Source organism: Lysobacter sp. Soil_C_15 (assembly GCF_057657315.1).
Map to the genome: position 1 here is coordinate 62,883 of NZ_JBDGIR010000008.1, position 23,996 is coordinate 86,878.

Annotated in this window: 21 protein-coding genes and 1 other RNA gene; 5 read left to right on the top strand and 17 right to left on the bottom strand. The window is 70.4% G+C overall.

Features of this window, described 5'->3' with window-relative positions; all coding sequences use genetic code 11:
• The first annotated feature begins 1 nt into the window (after position 1).
• Complete coding sequence (locus AC3A57_RS17775; RefSeq protein WP_487580144.1) at positions 2-448, top strand: DciA family protein; 447 nt, start codon at positions 2-4, stop codon at positions 446-448.
• Positions 449-702: 254 nt separating this feature from the next.
• On the opposite strand, the gene lpxC is transcribed toward AC3A57_RS17775, so the two are convergent.
• The 17 genes from lpxC to rsmI all read right to left on the bottom strand — a co-directional run bounded on the left by lpxC (position 703) and on the right by rsmI (position 20,151).
• Positions 703-1,617, bottom strand: a complete 915-nt coding sequence (gene lpxC / locus AC3A57_RS17780; RefSeq protein ID WP_487580145.1) for a UDP-3-O-acyl-N-acetylglucosamine deacetylase — start codon at positions 1,615-1,617, stop codon at positions 703-705.
• A 368-nt stretch (positions 1,618-1,985) separates the two neighbouring features.
• The gene (gene ftsZ / locus AC3A57_RS17785) at positions 1,986-3,209 is read right to left on the bottom strand and encodes a cell division protein FtsZ (protein ID WP_487580146.1); all 1,224 of its coding nucleotides are present in this window, start codon (positions 3,207-3,209) and stop codon (positions 1,986-1,988) included.
• Positions 3,210-3,423: 214 nt separating this feature from the next.
• Complete coding sequence (gene ftsA, locus AC3A57_RS17790) at positions 3,424-4,674, bottom strand: cell division protein FtsA (protein ID WP_487580147.1); 1,251 nt, start codon at positions 4,672-4,674, stop codon at positions 3,424-3,426.
• Positions 4,671-5,411: a cell division protein FtsQ/DivIB gene (locus tag AC3A57_RS17795; RefSeq protein WP_487580148.1), complete on the bottom strand. Its 741-nt coding sequence runs from the start codon at positions 5,409-5,411 to the stop codon at positions 4,671-4,673. The genes ftsA and AC3A57_RS17795 overlap by 4 nt, the downstream gene beginning before the upstream one ends.
• On the bottom strand, positions 5,408-6,385 hold the full coding sequence (locus tag AC3A57_RS17800) for a D-alanine--D-alanine ligase (protein WP_487580149.1): 978 nt from the start codon (positions 6,383-6,385) through the stop codon (positions 5,408-5,410). Before AC3A57_RS17800 ends, AC3A57_RS17795 begins: the two co-directional genes overlap by 4 nt.
• Complete coding sequence (gene murC / locus AC3A57_RS17805) at positions 6,382-7,815, bottom strand: UDP-N-acetylmuramate--L-alanine ligase (RefSeq protein ID WP_487580303.1); 1,434 nt, start codon at positions 7,813-7,815, stop codon at positions 6,382-6,384. Before murC ends, AC3A57_RS17800 begins: the two co-directional genes overlap by 4 nt.
• 181 nt (positions 7,816-7,996) lie before the next feature.
• Positions 7,997-9,073, bottom strand: a complete 1,077-nt coding sequence (murG, locus tag AC3A57_RS17810) for an undecaprenyldiphospho-muramoylpentapeptide beta-N-acetylglucosaminyltransferase (RefSeq protein ID WP_487580150.1) — start codon at positions 9,071-9,073, stop codon at positions 7,997-7,999.
• Entirely contained in the window at positions 9,070-10,359 is a 1,290-nt protein-coding gene (gene ftsW / locus AC3A57_RS17815; protein WP_487580151.1) for a putative lipid II flippase FtsW, read from the bottom strand. The genes murG and ftsW overlap by 4 nt, the downstream gene beginning before the upstream one ends.
• Positions 10,359-11,444, bottom strand: a complete 1,086-nt coding sequence (gene mraY, locus AC3A57_RS17820) for a phospho-N-acetylmuramoyl-pentapeptide-transferase (RefSeq protein ID WP_487580152.1) — start codon at positions 11,442-11,444, stop codon at positions 10,359-10,361. Before mraY ends, ftsW begins: the two co-directional genes overlap by 1 nt.
• On the bottom strand, positions 11,434-12,825 hold the full coding sequence (locus tag AC3A57_RS17825) for a UDP-N-acetylmuramoyl-tripeptide--D-alanyl-D-alanine ligase (RefSeq protein ID WP_487580153.1): 1,392 nt from the start codon (positions 12,823-12,825) through the stop codon (positions 11,434-11,436). Before AC3A57_RS17825 ends, mraY begins: the two co-directional genes overlap by 11 nt.
• Complete coding sequence (locus AC3A57_RS17830) at positions 12,822-14,294, bottom strand: UDP-N-acetylmuramoyl-L-alanyl-D-glutamate--2,6-diaminopimelate ligase (protein ID WP_487580154.1); 1,473 nt, start codon at positions 14,292-14,294, stop codon at positions 12,822-12,824. The genes AC3A57_RS17825 and AC3A57_RS17830 overlap by 4 nt, the downstream gene beginning before the upstream one ends.
• Positions 14,291-16,147 carry a peptidoglycan D,D-transpeptidase FtsI family protein gene (locus tag AC3A57_RS17835; RefSeq protein ID WP_487580304.1) on the bottom strand — a complete coding sequence of 619 codons (1,857 nt, stop codon included), beginning with the start codon at positions 16,145-16,147 and terminating at the stop codon, positions 14,291-14,293. Before AC3A57_RS17835 ends, AC3A57_RS17830 begins: the two co-directional genes overlap by 4 nt.
• A gap of 119 nt (positions 16,148-16,266) precedes the next feature.
• A complete protein-coding gene (ftsL, locus tag AC3A57_RS17840) occupies positions 16,267-16,530 on the bottom strand; it encodes a cell division protein FtsL (protein ID WP_031371593.1) in 264 nt (87 codons plus the stop codon).
• Positions 16,527-17,480: a 16S rRNA (cytosine(1402)-N(4))-methyltransferase RsmH gene (gene rsmH / locus AC3A57_RS17845; RefSeq protein WP_487580155.1), complete on the bottom strand. Its 954-nt coding sequence runs from the start codon at positions 17,478-17,480 to the stop codon at positions 16,527-16,529. Before rsmH ends, ftsL begins: the two co-directional genes overlap by 4 nt.
• Positions 17,481-17,491: 11 nt before the next feature.
• On the bottom strand, positions 17,492-17,938 hold the full coding sequence (mraZ, locus tag AC3A57_RS17850) for a division/cell wall cluster transcriptional repressor MraZ (RefSeq protein ID WP_221669791.1): 447 nt from the start codon (positions 17,936-17,938) through the stop codon (positions 17,492-17,494).
• Positions 17,939-18,853: 915 nt separating this feature from the next.
• An RNA gene (gene rnpB, locus AC3A57_RS17855) (RNase P RNA component class A) lies at positions 18,854-19,213 on the bottom strand.
• A 107-nt stretch (positions 19,214-19,320) separates the two neighbouring features.
• Entirely contained in the window at positions 19,321-20,151 is an 831-nt protein-coding gene (rsmI, locus tag AC3A57_RS17860; protein WP_221669792.1) for a 16S rRNA (cytidine(1402)-2'-O)-methyltransferase, read from the bottom strand.
• Positions 20,152-20,226: 75 nt separating this feature from the next.
• Between rsmI and AC3A57_RS17865 the strand changes: the two genes are divergently transcribed.
• The 4 genes from AC3A57_RS17865 to AC3A57_RS17880 are packed head-to-tail and all read left to right on the top strand — an operon-like array spanning position 20,227 to position 23,977.
• Complete coding sequence (locus tag AC3A57_RS17865) at positions 20,227-21,618, top strand: penicillin-binding protein activator (protein WP_487580156.1); 1,392 nt, start codon at positions 20,227-20,229, stop codon at positions 21,616-21,618.
• Positions 21,602-22,012, top strand: coding sequence for a YraN family protein (locus tag AC3A57_RS17870; RefSeq protein WP_487580157.1), 411 nt, complete (start codon positions 21,602-21,604; stop codon positions 22,010-22,012). The genes AC3A57_RS17865 and AC3A57_RS17870 overlap by 17 nt, the downstream gene beginning before the upstream one ends.
• Positions 22,013-22,049: 37 nt before the next feature.
• A complete protein-coding gene (locus tag AC3A57_RS17875; protein ID WP_487580158.1) occupies positions 22,050-22,595 on the top strand; it encodes a metal-dependent hydrolase in 546 nt (181 codons plus the stop codon).
• Positions 22,592-23,977 carry an FAD-binding oxidoreductase gene (locus AC3A57_RS17880; protein ID WP_487580159.1) on the top strand — a complete coding sequence of 462 codons (1,386 nt, stop codon included), beginning with the start codon at positions 22,592-22,594 and terminating at the stop codon, positions 23,975-23,977. Before AC3A57_RS17875 ends, AC3A57_RS17880 begins: the two co-directional genes overlap by 4 nt.
• Positions 23,978-23,996: the final 19 nt, after the last annotated feature.

The window sequence follows — 23,996 nt, forward strand, 5'->3', positions numbered from 1 at the left end:
GATGTCTGATTCCAAGCCCAAGCGGCCGGCCCGCGGTCCGTCGAACGCGCGCATCGCACTGGATGCGTTGCTCGAGGATCCGGCCGGCAACCCGATCCGCCGAGCTTTGTGGCTCGACGAAGTGGACCGTCGGTTACGCCCCTACCTGCCGCCTTCGCTCGCCGCGCACGCGCGGCTGGCCAACATCGAACGCGGCAGGCTCGTATACGTCGTCGATGCCCCGGTGTGGCGCGCCAAACTGCGGCTCGCGGCTCCGGAACTGCTCGACGCAGCCCGATCCATCGGACTGGAAGCGGCCGAATTCGTCGTCAAGACGACGATCCCGCCGCCGGCGGCAGCGCCGGTGCGGAAGGCCAAACCCATGTCGGCCACGACGCAGAAAGCGTTGCAGGCCGCGCTGGCGTCGCTGAAGAAGCCCGATCCGTCGGGTTCCAGCGACGCCGGCTGACATTCGGACGGGCCGCGTACCGACGCGGCCGGCGGGGGGTCCAAATGCCGGGTCGGGGCATCCTACTGACCCCAACCCGCAGGAATGTTAAAGGGAAGGAAGCATTCCGGAAAAGTTTCGTTAGAAAATCGTTAAGCCGTCACGTGCCGTTCACGACTGTGATCAGGTTAACGTTCCTGACTTTCCCGGCCCGCGATCGGCTCGCGGGTGCGACGCGCGTCGCAGCCCCGGACGGGGCGGACGGCTGCAGCGGCTCAGGCGAAGGCCGGTTCGGGCGAGCCGTAGGCGACCGGAGTGGGCTCCGAGCCGGTGTAGCTGACCAGCTCCCAGGCCGAGCGTTCGGCCAGCAGGGCCCGGACCAGCTTGTTGTTGAGGGCATGACCGGACTTGTAGCCCTCGTAGGCGCCGATCACGGCATGGCCGGCCAGGTACAGGTCGCCGACCGCGTCGAGGATCTTGTGGCGCACGAACTCGTCGGCGTAGCGCAGGCCGTCGTCATTGAGCACGCGGAACTCGTCCAGGACGATGGCGTTGTCCATCGAGCCGCCCAGGCCGAGGTTGCGCTCGCGCATGTACTCCAGGTCGCGCATGAAGCCGAAGGTGCGGGCGCGGCTAACTTCGCGGATGTAGTTCTCGGTCGAGAACTCGACTTCGGCCCGCGACTGCGAGGCCGGGATCGCCGGATGGTCGAACACCACGGTGAAACCGAGACGGAAGCCCTCGTACGGCTCGAAACGGGCGACCTTGTCGCCGTCGCGGACCTCGACCTTGTGCTTGATGCGGATGAAACGCTTGGGCGCGTCCTGCTCGGCGATGCCGGCGGACTGCAGCAGGAACACGAAGGGGCCGGCCGAGCCGTCCATGATCGGCACTTCCGGCGCCGACAGCTCGACGTAGCAGTTGTCGATGCCCAGCCCGGCCATCGCCGACAGCAAATGCTCGACCGTCATGACCTTGCCGGCGCCGTAGGTCAGGCCGGTGCACAGCGTGGTCTCGGTGACCAGGTCGGCGCGTGCCGGCATCTCGACCGCCGGGTCGAGATCGACGCGCCGAAACACGATGCCGGTGTCCACCGGGGCCGGACGCAGGGTGAGAAACACCTTCTCGCCGCTGTGCAGGCCCACGCCGGTGGCGCGGATCACGTTCTTCAAAGTGCGTTGGCGCAGCATGGTCGTGGGGACTTCCGCGATGGAGGGCGGCCGGCGCCCGGCGGGGCGCGACGGCCCGAAGGGGGCGACGGACCAAATGGGGGCGTCACGAAACCGCGCAAGATTAGCACGCGGGTCCCTGAACCTGAACGGAAAAGACACACTGTCCTGCCCTTGTCAACAGCGGCGGACAAAGTGGCCGGTCGACCTGCCCTCGCGGACGGGCCGACCGGCCCAAACGCCCCGGGCGCCTGAGCGCCGGGGCAAGGTGCCCTGCGGGCCGGGGACGAGTCCGGCCCGGGTGTGAGGCAGAAGTGAGCGCAGAGAAGTGAGGAGTGAGCGGAACCGCGCTTGCTCGCTACTCGCTCCTCCCCGCTATCTCCTGGCCCTTAGTCCGCCTGCCGGCGCAGGAACGCCGGGATGTCCAGGTAGCTGTTGTCGCTGCCGAAGTCGGCCACCGCCGGACCGGTCGGCTCCTGGCGGGCGCTGCCGCGCAGGCTGCCGCCGAAGCTCGGCATCGGCGCATGGCCGACATCGTCCATGCCGAACTCGGCCTGGCCGGTGGTGGCGTTGCGCACCAGTTGGATCGGCGCGCGCTGCGCTTCGCGTTCGTAAGCGTGGCCATGGCCGCGCACCGACTGCTTGGCGGCGACGCGGTTGAGGCCGGTGGCCACCACGGTGACCTTGACCTCGTCCTGCATGTCCGGGTCGAGCACGGTGCCGATGACCACGGTCGCGTCTTCGGAAGCGAAGTTCTCGATCGTGCGGCCGACTTCGTCGAACTCGGCCATGGTGAAGTCCGGGCCGGCGGTGATGTTGACCAGGATGCCGTTGGCGCCGGCCAGGTTGACGTCGTCCAGCAGCGGATTCTGGATCGCCGCTTCGGCCGCGGCCTGGGCGCGATCGTCGCCGCGCGCGGCGCCGGTGCCCATCATCGCCAGGCCCATCTCGCTCATCACCGTGCGCACGTCGGCGAAGTCGACGTTGATCAGGCCGGGGCGCACGATCAGGTCGGCGATGCCCTGGACCGCGCCGAGCAGCACGTCGTTGGCGGCGCGGAAGGCCTGGATCATGGTCGCGTTGCGGCCGAGCACGGTGATCAGCTTCTCGTTCGGGATCGTGATCAGCGAGTCGCAGTGGTGCGACAGCTCCTCGATGCCCTTGAGCGCCACCTGCATGCGGCGGCGGCCCTCGAACGGGAACGGCTTGGTGACCACGGCGACGGTCAGGATGCCCATCTCCTTGGCCAGTTGCGCGACCACCGGCGCCGCGCCGGTGCCGGTGCCGCCGCCCATGCCGGCGGTGATGAACACCATGTCGGCGCCGGTCAGCGCGTCCATGATGCGCTCGCGGTCTTCCAGCGCGGCCTGACGGCCGACTTCCGGATTGGCGCCCGCGCCCAGGCCCTTGGTGACGTTGCTGCCGAGCTGCAGCTGCAGCTTGGCGCCGCAGTTCTTGATCGCCTGCGCGTCGGTGTTGGCGGTGATGAATTCCACGCCATCGACGTTGCCGCTGACCATGTGCGCCACGGCGTTGCCGCCGCCGCCGCCCACGCCGACAACCTTGATGACCGCGTTCGGGGCCATTTTTTCAACCAGTTCGAAATGTGCCATGTCCTCGTCCTCTTGTGGGCCGGGGTTCGGGACTCGGGACTCGGGACTCGCAGAGCCCGGTTCCGCACCTTCACCGCCGACGTTTTGTTTTTCTAATGTGAACAACTCGCTCGACCTGCTGCTGCGCTACCGCCTTCCTTGCCGCCCTGTTCCGCTCTTCGCTTCTGCGAATTCCGAGTCCCGAGTCCCAAGTCCCGAGTCCCGTCCGCGGCGCTCAAAACTCGCCGCGATACCAGTTCTTGATCCGGTTGAAGAAACTGCCGGCGCGGCCGGTGGAGATCACCGGACGACGCGGGTTCTCGATCTGGCTGCCCATCAGCAGCAGGCCGACGCCGGTGGCGTGGACCGGGTTGCCGACCACCTCGCCCAGGCCGGTGACGTGCTGGGGAATGCCCACCCGCACCGGCATCTGCAGCATCTCCTCGGCCAGCTCGACCACGCCTTCCATCTTGGCCGCGCCGCCGGTCAGGACCATGCCGGCGCGGACGTGATGCTCGAAGCCCGAGCGGCGCAGCTCGGCCTGGATCATTTCGAAGATTTCCTCGTAGCGCGCCTGCACCGCCTGCGCCAGCGAATGGCGCGGCATGCGCCGCGGCGGCCGGTCGCCGACGCTGGGCACCTGGATCGACTCCTCGGCGGTGGCCATCTGCGCCAGCGCGCAGGCGTAGCGCACCTTGATCTGCTCCGCTTCCGGGGTCGGCGTGCGCAGCATGTGGGCGATGTCCTCGGTGACCTTGTCGCCGGCGATCGGCAGGCTGGCGCTGTGGGCGATCGCGCCCTGCACGAACACCGCGATGTCGGTGGTGCCGGCGCCGATGTCGACCAGGACCACGCCGAGCTCGCGCTCGTCGCTGGTCAGCACCGCGTTGCTCGAGGCCAACACGCCCAGGATCAGATCGTCGACCTGCAGGCCGCAGCGCTGCACGCACTTGCTGATGTTGGCCGCGGCCGACTGCGCGCACACCACCAGGTGCGCGTGCACCTCCAGGCGCACGCCGGTCATGCCGACCGGGTTGCGGATGCCTTCCTGCGAATCGTCCAGCACGTAGTCGCGCGGGATCGCGTGCAGGATCTTCTGGTCGGCCGGGATGGCCACGGCCTTGGCCGCTTCCAGCACACGGTCCAGGTCGCCGTAGGTGACCTCGCCGTCGCGGATCGGGGCGATGCCCTGCGAATTGCGGCACTGGATGTGGTTGCCCGAAATCGAGGCGTAGACCGAGCGGATCTCGCAGCCGGCCATCAGCTCGGCTTCCTCGATCGCGCGCTGGATCGACTGTACGGTCGACTCGATGTCGACCACCACGCCGCGCTTGAGTCCTCGCGATTCGTGCGAACCGATGCCGATGACTTCGATCGGGTTGCCCGGCCGGCCGTCGGAAGGCGAATACTCGCCCACCAGCGCCACCACCTTGGAGGTGCCGATGTCGAGGCCCACGATCAGCGACTTGTCGCCTTTGCGATTCATGACTGTCCTTGCTGCTGTTGCGGTGCCGCCCCGGTCGCCTGCACCGGCGCCCAAGACAGCGAAAAACCATTGGTGTAGCGAAGATCGGCGCGCGCCAGCACCTGCGCGCGCTGGGTCAGCAGCTGCGGCAGCAGGCGCACGAAACGGCTCAGCCGCGCCCGCGCCTCGCTGCGCCCGACCACGACCTGGGCGCCGTTGCCCAGGGCCAGGGTCCAGCTGCCGCGCTGGTCGACCTCGACCCGGCGCACGTCCATCCCGACCGGCGCGAACAGTTCGCGCGATTCGTTGTACAACGCGACCACGTCGGCGACCCGCGCCTCGGGGCCGTCGAACTGCGGCAGGCCGTCGGGCACCTGGATGCCGGCGACCGGGAACAGGCGGCCGTGCTCGGACAGCAACCGGTCCTCGCCCCAGCGCGCGAACGGCTTGTGCTCGACCACGCGCACCTCCAGCACGTCCGGCCAGCGCTTGCGCACCTCGGCGCGCTCGACCCACGGCAGCCTGGCCACCGCGTCCTGCGCCGCCGGCAAATCGACCGCGAAGAAGCCGCGCTGCGCGTACGGCAGCAGGGTCTTGCGCAGTTGCGTCGCGTCCACCCGCTCGAACTCGCCGGTCACGCGCAGGCGCTTGAGCGGCCACTGGTCCGCGCCGATCCAGCCGTTGAGCACGGCGACGACCGGCAGCGCGACCAGGGCCAGCGCGAGCAACCAACCGACCAGGCGAAGCATGGCGTTCACGCCGCGGCACCTCCTCGCACCGTCGCTTCCAGCACGCGCCAGCACAGCTCGTCGTACTCGATTCCGACCTGGCGCGCCGCCTTGGGCACCAGCGAATGGCTGGTCATGCCCGGCGCGGTGTTGACCTCGATCAGGTACAGCTGGCCGCTGTCGCGGTCGCGCATCACGTCGACCCGGCCCCAGCCCTTGCAGCCGGCGGCGACGAAGGCTTCCATCGCCAGGCGGCGGATCTCGTCCTCGGCCGCGCCGTCCAGGCCCGGGCACAGGTATTGGGTGTCGTCGGCGATGTACTTGGCGTGGTAGTCGTACCACTCGCCCTTGGGCACGATCCGGATCGACGGCAGGGCGGTGTACGCCTCGCCGTTGACCAGCACGGCCACGGTCAGCTCGTCGCCGATCACCATCTGCTCCATCAGCATCTCGCCGGGGTAGCGCGCGGCCAGCGCGACCGCCTCGTCGATGTCGGCGTCCTTCAGCACCCGCGACACGCCGACGCTGGAACCCTCGCAAGACGGCTTGATGATCACCGGCAGGCCGATCTCGCGCGCCGCCGCATGGACGTCGTCGCCCTTGGCGATGCGCTTGTAGCGCGGGGTCGGCAGGCCGGCGCCCATCCACACCTGCTTGGTGCGGATCTTGTCCATCGCCAGCGCCGAGCCGAGCACGTCGGAGCCGGTGTAGGGCACGCCGAAGGCTTCCAGCACGCCTTGCAGCACGCCGTCTTCGCCGCCGCCCTTGTTGCCGTGCAGGATGTTGAACACCCGGTCGACGCCGCCGCCGCGGATCGCATCGATTAGCGCCGGAATGCCGTCGACCGCGAACGCGTCGACCCCGCGCGAGCGCAGCGCCTCGAGCACGCCGCGGCCGGAATCCAGCGACACTTCGCGCTCGGCGCTGGTGCCGCCCATGAGCACGGCGACGCGGCCGAACACGGCCGGGTCGGTCACGCGCAGCGGTGCGAACTGCAGACTCACTTCGATTCTCCCTGGAAACCATTGGACGCCAGCTGCTGCGCGGCGGCGCCGATGTCGCCGGCGCCCATCAGCAGCAACAGGTCGCCGTCGTTCAGAACGTCCGGCAGCACGCCGGCCAGATCCGCGGCGCCGCCGACCACCACCGGGTCGATGCGGCCGCGGGCGCGGATCGCGCGCGCCAGCGACTTGGCGTCGGCGCCGGCGATCGGCGCTTCGCCGGCCGGGTAGACCTCGGTCAGGACCAACGCGTCGACCGAGGACAGCACCGCGGCGAAATCGTCGAACAGGTCGCGGGTGCGGCTGTAGCGGTGCGGCTGGAACGCCACCACCAGGCGCTTGTCCGGCCAGCCGCCGCGTGCCGCGGCGAACACCGCCTCCAACTCCTTGGGGTGATGGCCGTAGTCGTCGACCAGTTGCACGGTCGCGCCCTTCTCGGTCTTGAGCTGGGCCAGCAGGTTGAAGCGGCGGCCGATGCCGGCAAACTTCTCCAGCGCGCGCGCGATCGCGTCGCTGGCGACGCCGAGCTGCCAGGCCACCGAGGCCGCGGCCAGCGCGTTGAGCACGTTGTGCCGGCCCGGCAGGGCCAGGGTCACCGCGGTCCGGCTGGCGTCGGGCAGGCACAGGGTGAAGCGCATCGCCCCGCCCTGCTGGCTGACCTCCTCGGCGCGCACGTCGGCTTCCTCGCTGAAACCGTAGGTCATGACATGGCGCGGGGTTTCGGCGGCGAGCCGGGCGACGTTGGCGTCGTCGATGCACAGTACCGCCAGGCCGTAGAACGGCAGCCGGTGCAGGAATTCCTCGAACGCGGCCTGGACTTTGGCGAAATCGCCGCCGTAGTTCTCCAGATGGTCGGCGTCGATGTTGGTGACGATGGCGATCTGCGGATTCAGGCGCAGGAAGCTGCCGTCGCTCTCGTCGGCCTCGGCGACCAGCCACTGGCCGCCGCCGAGGCCGGCGTTGGCGCCGGCGGCGAGCAGCTTGCCGCCGATCACGAAGGTCGGGTCGATTCCGCCCTCGGCCAGCACGCTGGCGGTCAGCGAGGTGGTGGTGGTCTTGCCGTGGGTGCCGGCCACCGCGATGCCGCGGCGGAAGCGCATCAGCTCGGCCAGCATTTCCGCGCGCGGCACCACCGGAATCCGCTGGGCGCGGGCTTCCATCAGTTCCGGGTTGTCGCGCTTGATCGCGCTGGACACCACCACGCAGTCGGCGCCGAGCACGTTGGCCGCGGCATGGCCGCGGTGCACGGTCGCGCCCATCGCCGCCAGGCGCCGGGTCACCGCGTTGTCGGCCATGTCCGATCCGGACACCTGATAGCCCAGCGTGCACATGACTTCGGCGATGCCGCTCATGCCGGTGCCGCCGATGCCGACGAAATGCACGCGCGGAAACGCCTTGGCCAGGTCGCCGGTGTGCTGCAGGCGGCGGCGCAATGCAGTGCTCATGCTGCGCTCCTCGGCGGCACTCGGGACTCGGGATTCGGGATTCGGGACTCGCGAATGCGTGCAAACGACCGTGCTGTTGCCACTACTGCTCCTGTTTCGAACCAATACAACGAGCCTCGGCTTCCCGCCGAGTCCCGAGTTCCGAGTCCCGAGTCCCGCATCGCGGCGCTCATTGCGAGGCCTCCAACACCGCATCGGCCACCCGCTCCGCCGCATCGGGCTTGGCGATCGAGCGTGCGGCCTCGGCCATCTGCAGCAGCACGCCGCGTTCGGCCAGGATTTCGATGGTCGCCGACAGGCGCGCGCCGAGGTCGTCGCCGCCCTGCGGCAGCAACTGGGCGGCGCCGCGGTCGACCAGGTAACGCGCGTTCTTGGTCTGGTGGTCGTCGACCGCGAGCGGGAACGGCACCAGCACGCTGCCGACGCCGGCCGCGCACAGCTCGGCCAGGGTCAGCGCGCCGGAACGGCACACCACCAGGTCGGCCCAGGCATAGGCGGCGGCCATGTCGGCGATGAACGGTTCCAGCGAAGCGATCACCCCGGCCTTGGCGTAAGCCTCTTGCGCATCGGCGAGCAGCTTTTCGCCGCACTGGTGGCGCACTTCGCAGGGCACTCGTCCGCGCAGCCCGGCGATCGCTGCGGGCACCGCGCGGTTCAGCGCGCGCGCGCCCTGGCTGCCGCCGAGCACCAACAGGCGCAGCGGGCCGCTGCGCTGGGCCAGGCGCTGCGCCGGCGCGGCGATCGCCGCGATCTCGGCGCGCACCGGGTTGCCGACCACGGTCTCGCGGCCGCCGGCGAAAGTGTCCGGGAACCCGGTCAGCACTTGTCGGGCCAGGCGCGACAGCACCCGGTTGGTCATGCCCGGGGCGCGGTTCTGTTCGTGCACGATCAGCGGCAGGCCGGCCAGGCGCGCGGCCAGGCCGCCCGGACCGGCGGCGTAACCGCCGAAGCTGATCACCGCACGCGGCTGGCGCCGGCGCAGCACGCTGCGCGCGGCCAGCACCGAGGCGGCCAGCCGCGACGGCGCGCGCAGCAGCGTCGCCAGACCCTTGCCGCGCACCGCGCTGATCGCGATGGTGTCGATGTCGATGCCGTGCTGCGGCACCAGGCGGGTTTCCATGCCGCCGTCGGCGCCGAGCCAGGTGACCGCCACGCCGCGCGCGCGCAGCGCCTTGGCCACGGCCAGGCCGGGGAAGATATGGCCGCCGGTGCCGCCGGCGAGAATCATGACCGGACGCTCGTTCATGCCGACCTCCCGAGCGAGGGTTCGACCCGCTGCTGCAGGCGGCTGGTGCCGCGCGCGGCCGCGGCCGGCGCCGGGCTGGCGACCGCGGCGCCGTGGCCGGCCGGCGCCTGCGCCGCGTCGCCGCGCAGGCGCGCGACCTGGCGCTGGGCGCGGTCGAGTTCGTAGGACACGCGCAGCAGCACGCCGAGCGCGGCGCAGCTCATCAGCACGCTGGAACCGCCGGAAGAAATCATCGGCAAGGTCAGGCCCTTGGTCGGCAGCAGACCCAGGTTGACCCCGATCGAGACGAAGCTCTGCAGCCCCATCCACAGGGCGATGCCGAAGGCGACATAGCCGGAGAAGTGGCGGCGCATCTCCACGCACTTCAGGCCGATCCACAGCGCGCGGCCGGTCAGCAGGGCGTACAGGCCGACCACCGCGCACACGCCGACGAAGCCGAACTCCTCGGCGATCACCGCCATGATGAAGTCGGTATGCGCCTCGGGCAGGTAGGACAGCTTCTGCACCGACGCGCCCAGGCCGACCCCGGTCCACTCGCCGCGGCCGACCGCCATCAGCGCATTGGTCAGCTGGTAGCCGGTGCCGAACGGGTCGACCCAGGGATTGAGGAACGAGGTCAGGCGAGTCACCCGATAAGGCTCGGCGATGGCGACGATCGCCAGCAGCGGCAGGCCGACCAGCACCGGGCCGAACATCCGCGGCATGTTGACCCCGCCCAGCACCAGCATGCCGGCGGTGATCGCCAGCAACAGCGAGGACGAGCCGAAGTCCGGCTGCATCAGCAGCAGCGCGACCAGCACCGCGGCCACGCCGATCGGCTTGAGCATCGCGCCCCAGGTGGCCGAGATGTCTTCGCTGAAGCGCTTGAGGTAGCTGGCCAGCCAGACGATGTAGAGCAGCTTCACCGCTTCCACCGCCTGGAAGCCGACCGGGCCGACGTTGATCCAGCGCTTGGCGCCGTTGACCTGGCGGCCGATCACCGGCACGAACACCAGCAGCAGCAGCACCAGGCAGACCAGCAGCAGCCACTGGTTGTGGCGCTCGATGGTCTTCAGCTCGGTGCGCATCAGCCACACGCCGATCACCAGGCCGACGCCGAGGAACACCAGGTGGCGGTTGAGGAAGTACAGCGGCTCGACCTCGTGGGTCGAGGCCACGCCGAGCGAGGCCGAACCGACCATGATCACGCCGACGCAGGCCAGCACGACGGACACGGCCATCAGCCACGGGTCGTAGCGCCCGTGGATGGCGTCCAGTCGCGTTGCCTGGCGTGCGGCGTTTTCCATCAGCGCACCTTGAGCGTGGCCAGCCCGACCAGGACCAGCACCACCGAGATGATCCAGAAGCGCACGATCACCCGCGGCTCCGGCCAACCCTTGAGTTCGAAGTGGTGGTGGATCGGCGCCATCCGGAACACGCGCTTGCCGGTCAGCTTGAACGAGGCGACCTGGATCATCACCGACAGGGTCTCGATGACGAAGATGCCGCCCATGATCACCAGCACCAGCTCCTGGCGGACGATGATGGCGATGGTGCCGAGCACCGCGCCCAGCGCCAGCGCGCCGATGTCGCCCATGAACACCATCGCCGGGTAGGTGTTGAACCAGAGGAAGCCCAGGCCGGCGCCGGCGATCGCCGCGCAGATGATCACCAGCTCGCCCGCGCCCGGCACCGCCGGAATCTGCAGGTACTTGGAGAACTCGGCATGGCCGGAGGCGTAGGCGAAGATGCCCAGGGCGCAGGCGACCAGCACGGTCGGCATGATCGCCAGACCGTCCAGGCCGTCGGTCAGGTTGACCGCGTTGGAGAAGCCGACGATCCAGAAGTAGGCGATGGCGACGAAGCCGATGCCGGCCAGCGGCAGCGCCACCGACTTGAACAGCGGCACGTAGAAGGTGGTCGCCGCCGGCACGTCGGCGTACAGCCACAGGTACAGGCCGGCGGCCAGGCCGAACACCGACTGCAGCAGGTACTTCCAGCGCGACTTCAGGCCGTTGGGATCGCGCTTGACGATCTTGATCCAGTCGTCGTACCAGCCGATCGCGCCGAACGCCAGCATCACCAGCAGCACGATCCACACGTACTTGTTGCGCAGGTCGCCCCACAGCAGCACCGAGGCCATCACCGTGAACAGGATCAGCGCCCCGCCCATGGTCGGCGTGCCGGCCTTGGAGAAATGCGACTGCGGACCGTCCTTGCGGATCGGCTGGCCGCCCTTGAGCTGGCCGAGCTTGCGGATCACCGCCGGGCCCCACCACAGCGACAGCGCCAGCGCGGTCAGCGCGCTGAGGATGCCGCGGAAGGTCAGGTAGCCGAACAGGCCGAACAGGCTCTGGAGCTGCTCCAGCCATCGAGTCAATTCAAGCAACATGCGTCGTGCCCTCCCCTTGCTTGGGCTTCTGTGCGGACAGCAACGCCGTCACGATCTTGTCCATCGCACTGCTGTGCGAGCCTTTCACCAACACCCGCACGCCGTCGCCGAGCTCGGCGGCCAGCGCCGCGGCCAGCGCGTCATGGCTGTCGAACACCTGCGCGCCTTCGCCGAAAGCCTCGGCCGCGGCGGCCGGCAGCGGCCCCAGCGCGTACAACCGGCGCAGGCCGGCGGCCTTGGCGCGGCGGCCGATTTGCGCGTGCATGGCGATCTCTTCATGGCCGATCTCGCGCATCGCGCCGAGCACCAGCCAGTTCTGCCCGCCCATCTCGGCCAGGGTGTCGATCGCCGCGGCGGTCGAGCCCGGGTTGGCGTTGTAGCTGTCGTCGATCAGCACCGCGCCGTTGTCCAGGCGGTGGCTGATCAGGCGGCCGTCGACCGGCTCGGCGGCGTTGAGGCCTTCGGCGATCTGCGCCAGCGGCACGCCGGCGCCCAGCGCCAGCGATGCGGCGGCCAGGGCGTTGCGCACGTTGTGGCGGCCGACCAACTTCAGCGAGATCGGCGCCCGGCCGAGCGGGGTGACGAGCACGAAAGTGGAACCCTCGGTGCCGACCCGGACTTCGTGCGCGGTCACCTCGGCGCTGGCGTCCAGGCCGAAGCGGACGATCCGCCGGCCCGCCGCGCGCTGCTCGAAGTAAGGCGCGAACGCGTCGTCGGCGTTGACCACCGCGACGCCGCCGGCCGGCAGCGCGTCGTAGATCGCCGCCTTGGTGTCGGCGATGCCGAGCAGGCTGCCCATGCGCTCCAGGTGCGCCGGGGCGATGTTGTTGACCAGCGAGACCTGCGGCTGGGCGATGTCCACCAGGTAGGCGATGTCGCCCGGCTTGCCGGCGCCCATTTCGTAGACCGAGTAGCGCGCGTCTTCCGGCGCGTCCAGCACCGCCAGCGGCAGACCGATCTCGTTGTTGCGGTTGCCCGGGGTCGCGTAGGTGCGGCCGGCGCGCTCGAGGATCGCCTGGGTCAGGGCCTTGACGCTGGTCTTGCCGTTGCTGCCGGTGATCGCGACCACGGTGTTGCCGGCGCGCTGCGCCTGCACCGCGGCGGCGAACGCGGCCAGGGCGCGCTCGGTGTCGGCGACCAGCACCTGCGGCAGGGCGGCGCCGGTCTCGCGCGACACCAGCGCCGCGACCGCGGCGGTGCCGGCCAGCTTGGGCAGGTGATCGTGGCCGTCGAAACGCTCGCCCTTGAGCGCGACGAACAGCGCCGCGCCCGACGCCGGCAGGGCGCGGGTGTCGGTGGCGACGGCATCGATCGCGACGTCGGCGCCGATCAGGCGGCCGCCGGTCATGCGCGCGATCTCGCTCAGCGGCAGGCGCTTCATGCCCTGGCCTCCAGCGCCGCGTGAGCGACCAGGGTGTCGTCGAAAGGATGGCGCACGCCGTGGACTTCCTGATAAGGCTCGTGGCCCTTGCCGGCCACCAGCACGATGTCGTCGGGACCGGCCTGGCCGATCGCCTGTTCGATCGCGGCGCGGCGGTCGCGCTGCACGATCGCCCGCTGCGGGTCGCGCAGGCCGGCCACGATGTCGGCGACGATGGCGTCGCCGTCCTCGCCGCGCGGGTTGTCGTCGGTGATCACCACCAGGTCGGCGCCGTGCTCGGCGATCGCCGCCATTTGCGGGCGCTTGCCGCGGTCGCGTTCGCCGCCGCAGCCGAACACGCAGATCAGCCGCGCGTTGGCGTGCGCGCGCAGCGAGGCCAGGGCCTGCTCCAGCGCGTCCGGGGTGTGGGCGTAATCGATCACCACCAGCGGCAGGCGGCCGTCGCCGCCGAGCCGGTTCATGCGGCCGTGGATCGGCTGCAGCTGCGACAGGGTTTCGGCGATCCGCGCCGGCGCGTCGCCCAGCGCGTACAGCGCGCCGGCCACCGCGAGCAGATTGTCGACGTTGAAACGCCCCAGCAGCGGCGAGGCCACCGGGTGCGCACGGCCGTCGACCACCAGGTCGAAGCCGATGCCGCGGCTGTCGAAATTCAGGCGTTCGGCGCGCAGGCTGGCGCCGTCGCGCCCGCGCGAACTCAGGCCGAGCGCGCGCACGCCCTTGGGCAGCTGCGCGATCAGTTCGCGGCCGAACTCGTCGTCGAGGTTGATCGCCGCCGCCTTCAGCCCCGGCCAGGCGAACAGGCGCGCCTTGGCCGCGCCGTAGCTGGCCATGTCGCCGTGGTAGTCCAGATGGTCGCGGGTGAGATTGGTGAACACGCCGACGTCGAAATGCACGCCGGCCACCCGGCCCTGGTCGAGCGCGTGCGAGCTGACTTCCATCGCGATCGCCCGCGCGCCGGCCTCGTGCATCTGCGCCAGCAGCTCGTGCAATTGCAGCACCAGCGGGGTGGTGAAACCGGTCGGCACGATCCGCCCGTACAGGCCGGCGCCGAGGGTGCCGACGGTGCCGCAGGCGATGCCGCGCAGATGCCAGGCCTGGGCGATCAACTGCACGGTCGAGGTCTTGCCGTTGGTGCCGGTCACCCCGACCACGTCCATCGCCGCGGTGGCGCGACCGTGGAAGCGGTCGCCCATCTCGCCCAGGCGCGCGCGCAGGCCGGGCACGGCGATGGCGTCGGCCGGCGCCGGCAGCTCGGCGGGCGCCGGCGGCTCGAACAGGATCGCCGCCGCGCCGTTGGCGCGCGCCTGCTCGACGAAGCCGAGGCCGTGCGCGCCGAAACCGGCGATGGCGACGAAGGCATTGCCGGGGCGCACCGCGCGGCTGTCCATCACCAGACCGGTGATGCGCAGATCGCCGGGGAGGCCGGCGATGTCGGGCAATAGTTCGGCCAGCGGCAGGCTGCGGTTCATCGCGCGCCTCCCTGGGCCAGGCTGGCGGCCGCGATCGGCGGCGGCGCGGCGGCGGTCGTCGCCGCCGGCAGCACCGGCCCGGTCGACTTGCCGCCGTTGAGCTTGATCCGCTTGGCCTCGGCCGCGGCCTGCACCGCCAGCCAGGTTTCGATGTCGTCCGGGGCCACGTCCATCAGCCGCAGCGCGCCGTCCATGACGTTGCGGAACACCGGGCCGGAGACCGAACCGCCGTAGTAGCCGCGCTTGGTCGGATCCGGCTCGCTGACCACCACCACCATCGAGAAGCGCGGCTTCTCCACCGGCACCACGCCGGCGAACAACGACACGTACTTGCGCGAGTAGCCGCCGGTGGCGCTGAACTTGCGCGTGGTGCCGGTCTTGCCGGCGACGTGATAGCCCAGGATCGCCGCCTGCTTGGCGGTGCCCCCCGGCTCGGTCACGGTCTGCATCATGCGCATGATCTCGCCGGCCACGGCCGGCTCGAGCACCTGGCGCGGCTCGTTGCGCTGGCCTTTGACGAAGGTCGGCTGGATCAGCCGGCCGCCGTTGGCCATCGCCGCGTAGGCCATGGCGATCTGCAACGGCGTCGCCGACAGGCCGTAACCGTAGGACATGGTCGCCTTGGTGGTGCCGCTCCAGCGCGACGGCGGCGCCAGCAGGCCCGAGGACTCGCCCGGGAAGCCGCTGCCGGGCTTGCTGCCGTAGCCGAAGTTGTGGATGAACTTGTAGTAGTAGTCGTTCTGCAACGGCAGGGCGAGCTTGGCGGCGCCGATGTTGGAGCTCTTGGTGATCACCCCGGTCACGGTCAGCACGCCGTTGTTGTGGGTGTCGGTGATCCGGTAGCGGCCGTTCGGCATCCACCCCGGCGAGGTGTTGACCAGGGTGGTCGGCTTGACCGTGCCGGCGGCGAGCGCCGCGGCGACGGTGATCGGCTTCATCGTCGAACCCGGCTCGACCACGTCGGTGATCGCGCGGTTGCGGTGAGCGTCGCGGTTGCCCGCGCCCGGCAGGTTCGGGTTGTAGGTCGGCAAATTGGCCATCGCCAGCACTTCGCCGGTCTCGATGTCCAGCACCACCGCCGAGGCGCTGGACGCGCCGGTGTCGGTCAGCGCGCGGCGCAGTTCGCGATAGGTCAGGTACTGGATGCGCCGGTCCAGGGTCAGGGTGATGTCCTTGCCCGGTTCGGCCGAACGCACCAGGTCGACGTTCTCGACGATGCGGCCGGCGCCGTCGCGGATCACCCGCTTGGTGCCGGGCTTGCCGCGCAGTTCGTGATCGAACGCCAGCTCCAGGCCTTCCTGGCCCAGGTCGTCGATGTTGGTGTAGCCCAGCACATGCGCCATCGCCTCGCCCTGCGGGTAGAAGCGGCGGAATTCGCGCTGCGAGAACACGCCCGGAATCTTGTGGGCGAGGATCTTGCGCGCCTCGTCCGGATTGATCCGGCGCTTGAGGTACATGAATTCCTTGCCCGCGCGCTGGGTCAGCTTGCGGGTCAGCTCGTCCGGCGACACGCCCAGGGCCTTGGCCAGCTCCGGCAGACGCGCCGGGTTCTTGGCCAGTTCCTTGGGATTTCCCCAGATCGATTCGACCGGGGTCGACACCGCCAGCGGCTCGCCGTTGCGGTCGGTGATCATTCCGCGCGAGGTCGGGATCGGAATTTCGCGCAGCGAGCGCGCGTCGCCCTGCTGGCGATAGAAGTCGTTGCTGATCACCTGCAGGTCGAGCGCGCGCGCCACCAGCGCCACCGCGCACAGGCCGAGCGCGCCGCCGACCAGGATCAGCCGGTTGCGCAGGTTGAACTGGGCGCTGCGGCTGCGCGGCTTGGCGCCGCCGCGGCCGCGCTCTTCGCGCATCTGGGCGATGCGCTCGCGCAGCGATTCGGCCAGCCGCCGCACGCCGCCGCGGCCGGCGCGCTCGCCCAGCACCCGGTCGAGCGGGCCGCTGCGGCGGGAACGGTTGGAGTTGCGGCCGGTCATGGGCGGATCACCACGGTTTCGGCGCCCTCGGGAAACTTCATCCCGATGCGCTCGCGCGCGACCTGGTCGATGCGGTTGCTCTCGGCCCAGGTCGCCTGCTCCAGCTGCAAACGGCCGAACTCGATGTTGAGCTCGTCGCGCTCGCGCTGCAGTTTGTTGAGCTGAACGAACAGTTGGCGATGCTCGTGACGGGCGAACACCACCAACAGCGCCGAGACGACGTTGGCGACGATCAGCAGGGCCAGCAGCAGGCGCATCATCGGGCGCCTCCTGCGGGCGCACCCAGCTTCTCGGCCACCCGCAGCACCGCGCTGCGCGCGCGCGGGTTGGCGGCGAGCTCGGCCTCGTCGGCCTTCTGTGCGCCGTCGACGGCGAGCAGGGTCGGGGTGAAGGCGACCTCCACCGGCATCCGGCGGTTGGCCGGCGGGGCTTTGGAATGGCGGGCGATGAACTGCTTGACGATGCGGTCTTCCAGCGAATGGAAGCTGATCACCGCCAGCCGGCCGCCCGGCTTGAGCCGCGCCAGCGCGGCGTCGAGCCCGGCCTCCAGGTCGGCCAGCTCGCGGTTGATGAAGATCCGGATCGCCTGGAAGCTGCGCGTGGCCGGGTGGATCTTCTGCTCGCCGCGCGGCATCACCGAGGCGATCAGATCGGCCAGTTGGGCGGTGCGCAGCAGCGGCTGGGCGTCGCGGCGGGCGACGATGGTGCGGGCGATCTTGCGGCTCTGGCGTTCTTCGCCGTAGGTCCACAGCACGTCGGCGATCTCTTTCTCGGTCGCGCTCGCCAGCCATTGGGCCGCGCTCTGGCCGCTGTCCGGGTCCATGCGCATGTCCAGCGGGCCGTCCTTGCCGAAGCTGAAGCCACGCTCGGCGACGTCCAACTGCGGCGACGACACGCCCAGGTCCAGCAGCACGCCGTCCAGGCCGGCGGCGGTCGCGTCCCAGTGGCCCAGCTCGGCGAAACTGCCGCGGTAGATGGACACGCGCGCATCGCCGCCGAACTCGCGTTCGGCCACGGCGATCGCTTCCGGGTCCTTGTCCATCACCAGCAGCCGGCCTCCGGCGTCCAATTGGTCGAGCACGCCGCGGGCATGCCCGCCGCGGCCGAACGTACCGTCCAGATAGGCTCCGTTCCCGTGCACCCGCAGGCCGTCCAGCACCTGCCGATACATCACGGGAAGGTGGCCGGACCGCGCGTGCGTGCGTTCCATGCCACCCCCCGTCATAGCTGCAAATCGAGCAGCTCGTCGCTCAGATCGTCGTCGGTGATCGTCTGACGGATCTGGGCGTGATGCGCTTGCTCGCTCCATAGCTCGAATTTGTCGCCCATGCCCAGCAACACGGCCTTCTTGTCGATGCCGACCGCGGAACGGTGGCTCGGCGGCACGGTGATGCGGCCGTTGCCGTCGAGTTCGACGAACGCGGCCGCACCGACCAGCTTGAGCTGCATGTTGCGGTTGACCTTCTTGGCCTTGGGCAGCTTGTTGACCTGGTCGCGGACGCGTTCCCAGATCGACAGCGGATACAGATAGAGGGAACCGGCCTCGAACGGGTTGTAGGTGATGACCAGGCGATTGCCGCATTCGCGCGCGACAAGATCGCGGTAGGCGGTGGGCACCGCCAGCCGGCCCTTGTCGTCGATCGTGATGGCGGTTTCGCCTTGGAACATTGCGCACCTTTGCGGCTCCCGTCTCTACCGGACGGGTCACCTCAGTTCATCCGCCCGGCTGAGCGGCTGGCCTCGAAACCCCACAAAAACCCAGGATTTCCCTCGGATGCCCACATTAGCAGGGTGCACAGGGTTGTCAACAACTTTCCGGGACAAATTTCGCCTGTCGCATCAATGGCTTGCAGCGAACTTCAGAGTCTTATTCAAGAGTTATCCACTAACCTTTGTTTAGTCTCAGGTTTTGAGACTCTGAACGTCACAAAGTGACCCTCGCGCGATGTCCGTCACAGTTGTTAAGGCCTTGTTGCGCAGCAGCAATCCGGCTCGATAGACGCAAAAGGTCGAAGTTCGATCCCTGATCGGCGGCAGCTATCGGAACATCCGCGGGCGCACAGGCGGCCAGGAGCTGCCGCGCTGGGACACCCGGGCTGGGGGGGTCGCCCGCCGGCGGGCCGCAGTTCCCGCCCAGTCCGCCTGCCCTCACCCCGCCCCTCTCCCGCAGGCGAGAGAGGGGAGACAAGCCAGCTTCGGGACTCGGGACTCGGGACTCGGGACTCGGGACTCGGGACTCGGGACTCGAACAAGGCAACAAGCAGCGACACTCTTCCGCAACCGAGAGCCCCCTTTAGTAAAGGGGGCGCCCCGAAGGGGCGGGGATCTGGAGACACATAGCGGGGCCCGAAATTTGCAAAGCAAATTTTGGGGTTTGTAGGGCGAAGCCCGAAAAACGCTGCCCCGAAGGGGCGGGGATCTGGAGACACATAGCGGGGCCCGAAATTTGCAAGGCAAATTTTGGGGTTTATAGGGCGAAGCCCGAAAAACGCTGCCCCGAAGGGGCGGGGATCTGGAGACACATAGCGGGGCCCGAAATTTGCGCAGCAAATTTTGGGGCTTTTTCAGGCGCAGCCTGAAAAAGCGCGGAGCCGGCCGATAAGCCGGGTTCTGTCGTGGACAGTCATTCCTCTAGGCGCCGCGTCGCCGCGACGCTCAAGCAACCTACCCGGAGACACCGCGGGCCGCGGCATCGTCTCCCTATTTGGTTTTGCTCCCGGTGGGGTTTGCCGTGCCGGTCCGTTACCGGACTCGCGGTGCGCTCTTACCGCACCGTTTCACCCTTACCACGCACCCTTTCGGGCCGTTCGGCGGTCTGCTCTCTGTTGCACTTTCCGTCGGCTCGCGCCGCCCAGGCGTTACCTGGCACCGTGCCCTGTGGAGCCCGGACTTTCCTCGGCACCGGAACTTGCGTTCCGATGACGCGACTGCCTGGCCGACTCCGCGGGGGCATTGTCGCATGCCGGACCCGGATCGCGCGCCGATGCGCTTCATGTCCGCCTCAGCCGCAGGATTGCACGCGCATCGAGCCGCCCTCGCCCGCCCCGGCGTCAGTCCTCGTTGCGCCCATACAGCGCCTTGCGCGGCGCCCCGCTCAGCTCGGCGGCCAGCTTGGCCGCGGTCGACGGCGGCAGGTGCTCGCTGAGCTTGGCGTAGATGCGCCGGCCCTCGACCACTTTGGCGTCGGCATCGTCGCCGGCGCCTTCGACGATCAGCACGAACTCGCCCTTGCGCTGGTTGGGGTCGGCGGCCACTTTCTGCGCCAGTTCGCCCAGGGTCCCGTCGAGCACGGTCTCGAACAGCTTGGTCAGCTCGCGCGCGAGCACCGCCGGGCGCTGTTCGCCGAACGCGCCGGCCATGTCGGCCAGGGTTTCCTCGATCCGGTGCGCCGATTCGTAGAACAGCAGGGTCTGCGGCTCGGCCGCCAGGCGCGCCAGGCGCTCGCGCCGGGCCGAGGCCTTGGCCGGCAGGAAGCCCTCGAAACTGAACCGGTCCGAGGCCAGACCGGCCACGCTCAGGGCGGCGATCGCGGCGCAGGCGCCGGGCACCGGCGAGACCCGGATCCCGGCCGCGCGCGCGGCGCGGACCAGACGGAAGCCCGGATCGCTGACCAGCGGGGTGCCGGCATCGGAGACCAGGGCCAGCGAATCGCCGCCCTGCAGCCGCGCCACCAACTGCGCCGCCTGCTGGTCCTCGTTGTGCTGGTGCAGGGCCAGCAGCGGCCGCTCCAGGCCGAAGTGGGCCAGCAGTTGGCGGGTGTGGCGGGTGTCCTCGGCGCAGATCGCCGCGACCGAGCGCAGGGTGTCCAGCGCGCGCGGAGTCAGGTCGCCGAGGTTGCCGATCGGGGTGGCGACAATATGAAGGGTGCCGGAAGTGAGCATCGTACGGGTGCGGTGAGGCCGGGTAGAATCCTAACCGGTCCCACAGGAACGCCGCTGGACGGCGGAAGCAAGCCGATGAATCAGAGCAAGAACCGGCCCGCGATGACATGGATGTTCAGCCTGCTCGCCGCCACCGCCGTGCTCGGCGGCTGCGCCACGGTCGAAACTCGCCCCACCGCGGCGGTCAACGCCTCCAATCCGCTGGTCGCCCAGGCCGGGCACCTGGCGCGCAACAACGCCGACCTCAGCGGCGCCCAGCGCACCGAGAACGAGCGCCAGATCGAGCGCCTGCTGTCGCAGCTCGACAACGCCGCGCTGGCGCGCGAGGCCGAAGCGCTGCCGGTCGGCGACCCGCTGTACAACTTCGTCGGCCGCCAGCTGATGCAGCGCGGCCTGCCGCTGCCGCGGCCGTTCGACCAGACTTCGAACTGGCGCTACCAGGTCTCGGCCCAGCGCCCGCCGGCCGACAGCGACGGCTATCGTCCGCCGCTCAAGCTGGCCGTGCTGCTGCCGCTGTCGGGCTCGCTGGCCACCGCCGCCGCGCCGGTGCGCGACGGCCTGCTCGCCGGCTACTACGGCGAGACCCGGCGCCGCCCGGACATCGTCTTCTACGACACCAACGGCACCGCCGGCGGCACCCTCGCCGCCTACGACAAGGCCGCCGCCGAGGGCAACGACTTCGTGGTCGGCCCGCTCGGCCGCGACGAGGTCAGCGCGCTGTTCGGCAAGGATGCGCTGCCGGTGCCGGTGCTGGCGCTCAACCGCGGCAACGTCGCCCCGCCCAGCGGCATCGTCAGCTTTTCGCTCACCCCCGAGGACGAAGGCGTGGCCGCGGCCGACTACCTGCTCGAACGCAAGGCGCTGCGCGTGCTCGCGATCGGCGGCGGCGACGACAGCCAGCGCCGGGCGATCGCCGCGCTCAAGGAGCGCCTCGGCGCACGCGGCGCCCAGGTCACCGACACGATCGGCGAAGGCACCGCCGACCTGGCTCCGTTCGCGAGCAAGGAAGGCGGCATCGACGCGGTGTTCCTAGCGGTCAAGGGCAGCGCCGCGCGCGGCCTGATCCCCAAGCTCGCTCTCGCCGGCCTGGCCGACAAACCGCGCGTGGCGACCTCGCAGCTGCTGTCCGGCACCGGCAAGCCGGAGCAGGACCGCGTGCTCGACGGCATCGCCTTCCCGTCCGAATCCTGGACCAGCGGCGGTGTGCGCGGCCTGCCGCCGGCGCCGGGCGTCGCCGCCGGTCTGCCGACCGCGCGCGGTCCGGCCGCGCGCCTGTTCGCGTTCGGCTACGACGCCTGGTTGCTGTCGGCCTACCTGGAACGCCTGGCCGGCCGCTCCGACGCCTTCGTCGCCGGCGCCACCGGCGTGCTGCGGGTGGACGGTTTCGGCAGCGTGCTGCGCACCCCGGCCTGGTCGACCTTCAGCAGCGGCGTCGCGGTGCCGCTGGCGGATGCCTCGCGCCGCTGACCGCGACGCCCACCCCGCGGGCGCGCCGTCGCGGCGCGCCCGCGGCGCCGCGATCGAAGCCGCCGCGCGCCGCCACCTGCGCGACGCCGGGCTCGGCGAAGTGGCCGCGAACGCCAACTACCGCTGCGGCGAACTCGATGCGGTGATGCTCGACGGCGCGGTGCTGGTGTTCGTCGAAGTGCGCTATCGCCGCGACGACCGCTACGGCGGCGGCGCCGCCTCGATCGACGCGCGCAAGCGGCGCAAGCTGCTGCTGGCCGCGCAATCGTTCCTGCTCGCCCATCCTCACTACGCCGATCACGCCTGCCGTTTCGACGTGATCGAAGCGCAAGGCGACCCGGCCGCGCCGCAACTGCGCTGGCTGCGCGACGCGTTCCGCGCCGACGACGCCTGAAGCGCCCACCCATACCCGACCGAGACCGAGCCGTACGATGCCGACCGTGATGACCCATGCCGCCGTTCCGCTGGCCCTGGGCCTGGCCTTGGGCGCGCGCGCGATTCCGCCGCGGCTGCTGGTCGCCGGCGCGCTCGCGGCGATGCTGCCCGACGCCGACGTGGTCGCGTTCAAGTTCGGCATCGCCTACGCCGACGATTTCGGCCATCGCGGCGCCAGCCATTCCTTCGTCTTCGCCGCGCTGGTCGCCGCGCTCGGCGCGCTGGCGGCGCCGTGGCTGCGCGCCCCGCCGTGGCGCGCCGCGACCTGGCTGTTCCTGTGCACCGTCTCGCACCCGCTGCTCGACGCCTTGACCAACGGCGGCCTCGGCGTCGCCCTGTACTGGCCGTGGTCGGAACAGCGCCTGTTCGCGCCGTGGCGGCCGATCGAGGTCTCGCCGATCGGCGCGCGTTTCTTCAGCCTGCGCGGCCTGCAGGTACTGTGGTCGGAAGCGCGCTGGATCGTCCTGCCCGCGTTCGCCCTCGGCCTGTGCGGCGTCGCGCTGCGGCGCCTGACCGCGCCGCGCGTGCAAGCGACGCCATGATCGCCCTGCCCGACGCCCTGCAACGCGAACTGGCCGCGGCGTTCGGCGACGGCTGGCTGACCGACCCCGGCGAACGGCTGGCCTACGCCTACGACAATTCCCGCCTTCAATCCCTGCCCGATGCGGTCGCGCTGCCGCGCACGCGCGAGCAGGTGCAGGCGCTGGTGCGCGCCTGCCGCCGCCACCGCGTGCCGGTGATCGCGCGCGGCCGCGGCACCAACACCACCGGCGCCTCGGTGCCGGTGGCCGGCGGCGTGGTGGTGTCGTTCGAACGCATGGACCGGATCCTGGAGATCCGGCCGGGCGACCGCTGCGCGGTGGTCGAGCCGGGCGCGCTCAACGGCGACCTGCAAACCGCGCTGAAGCCGCACGGCCTGTTCTGGCCGCCGGACCCGACCAGCGCGGCGTTCAGCACGGTCGGCGGCAACCTGGCCTGCAACGCCGGCGGCCCGCGCGCGGTGAAGTACGGCGCCAGCCGCGACAACGTGCTGGCGCTGACCGCGGTCACCGGCGCCGGCGAGCTGATCGTCTGCGGCACCGCCACCACCAAGGGCAGCACCGGTTACGACCTGCATCGGCTATTGGTCGGCAGCGAAGGCACCCTGGCCCTGATCGTCGAAGCCAGCCTGCGCCTGACCCCGAGCGCGCCGGCGCGGGCGGCGTTGCGCGGGATCTATCGCGACGTGTCCAGCGCCGCGCGCGCGGTGGCGCGGCTGATGGCCCAGCCGGTCACGCCGTCGATGCTGGAATTCATGGACGCGCAATGCGTGCGCCTGGCGCGCGATGTCGGCGGCGCCGACCTGCCGCAGCAGGCCGGCGCGCTGCTGATGATCGAAGCCGACGGCGACGCGCACACCCTGCCGCATGCGCTGGAGGCGCTGCGGCGCGCGGCCGCCGGCGACGGCCTGCTGGCGCTCGACGACGCCGTCGACGAGGCCGCGCGGGAGAAGCTGTGGGCGGCGCGCAAGGCGCTGTCGCCGGCGCTGCGCACCTTGGCGCCGGGCAAGATCAACGAAGACGTGGTGGTGCCGGTGTCGCGCATCCCCGAGCTGGTCGACGGCGTGCAGGCGCTGGCGGGCGAGTTCGACCTGCCCATCGTCTGCTTCGGCCACGCCGGCAACGGCAACCTGCACGTCAACCTGCTCTACGACCCGGGCGACGCCGCGCAGAGCGAGCGCGCGCACGCGGCGATGGCGCGGGTGTTCGCGCTGGCGCTGGCGCTCGGCGGCACCTTGTCCGGCGAGCACGGCATCGGCCTGGCCAAGCGCGATTTCATGCCGCAGGCGGTGGGCGCTCAGACCCTGGCGCTGATGCGCCAGCTCAAGCAGGTGTTCGACCCCGACGGCATCCTCAACCCCGGCAAGCTGCTGCCGGACGCCTGAGCGTCGCGAGGCTTGCCGA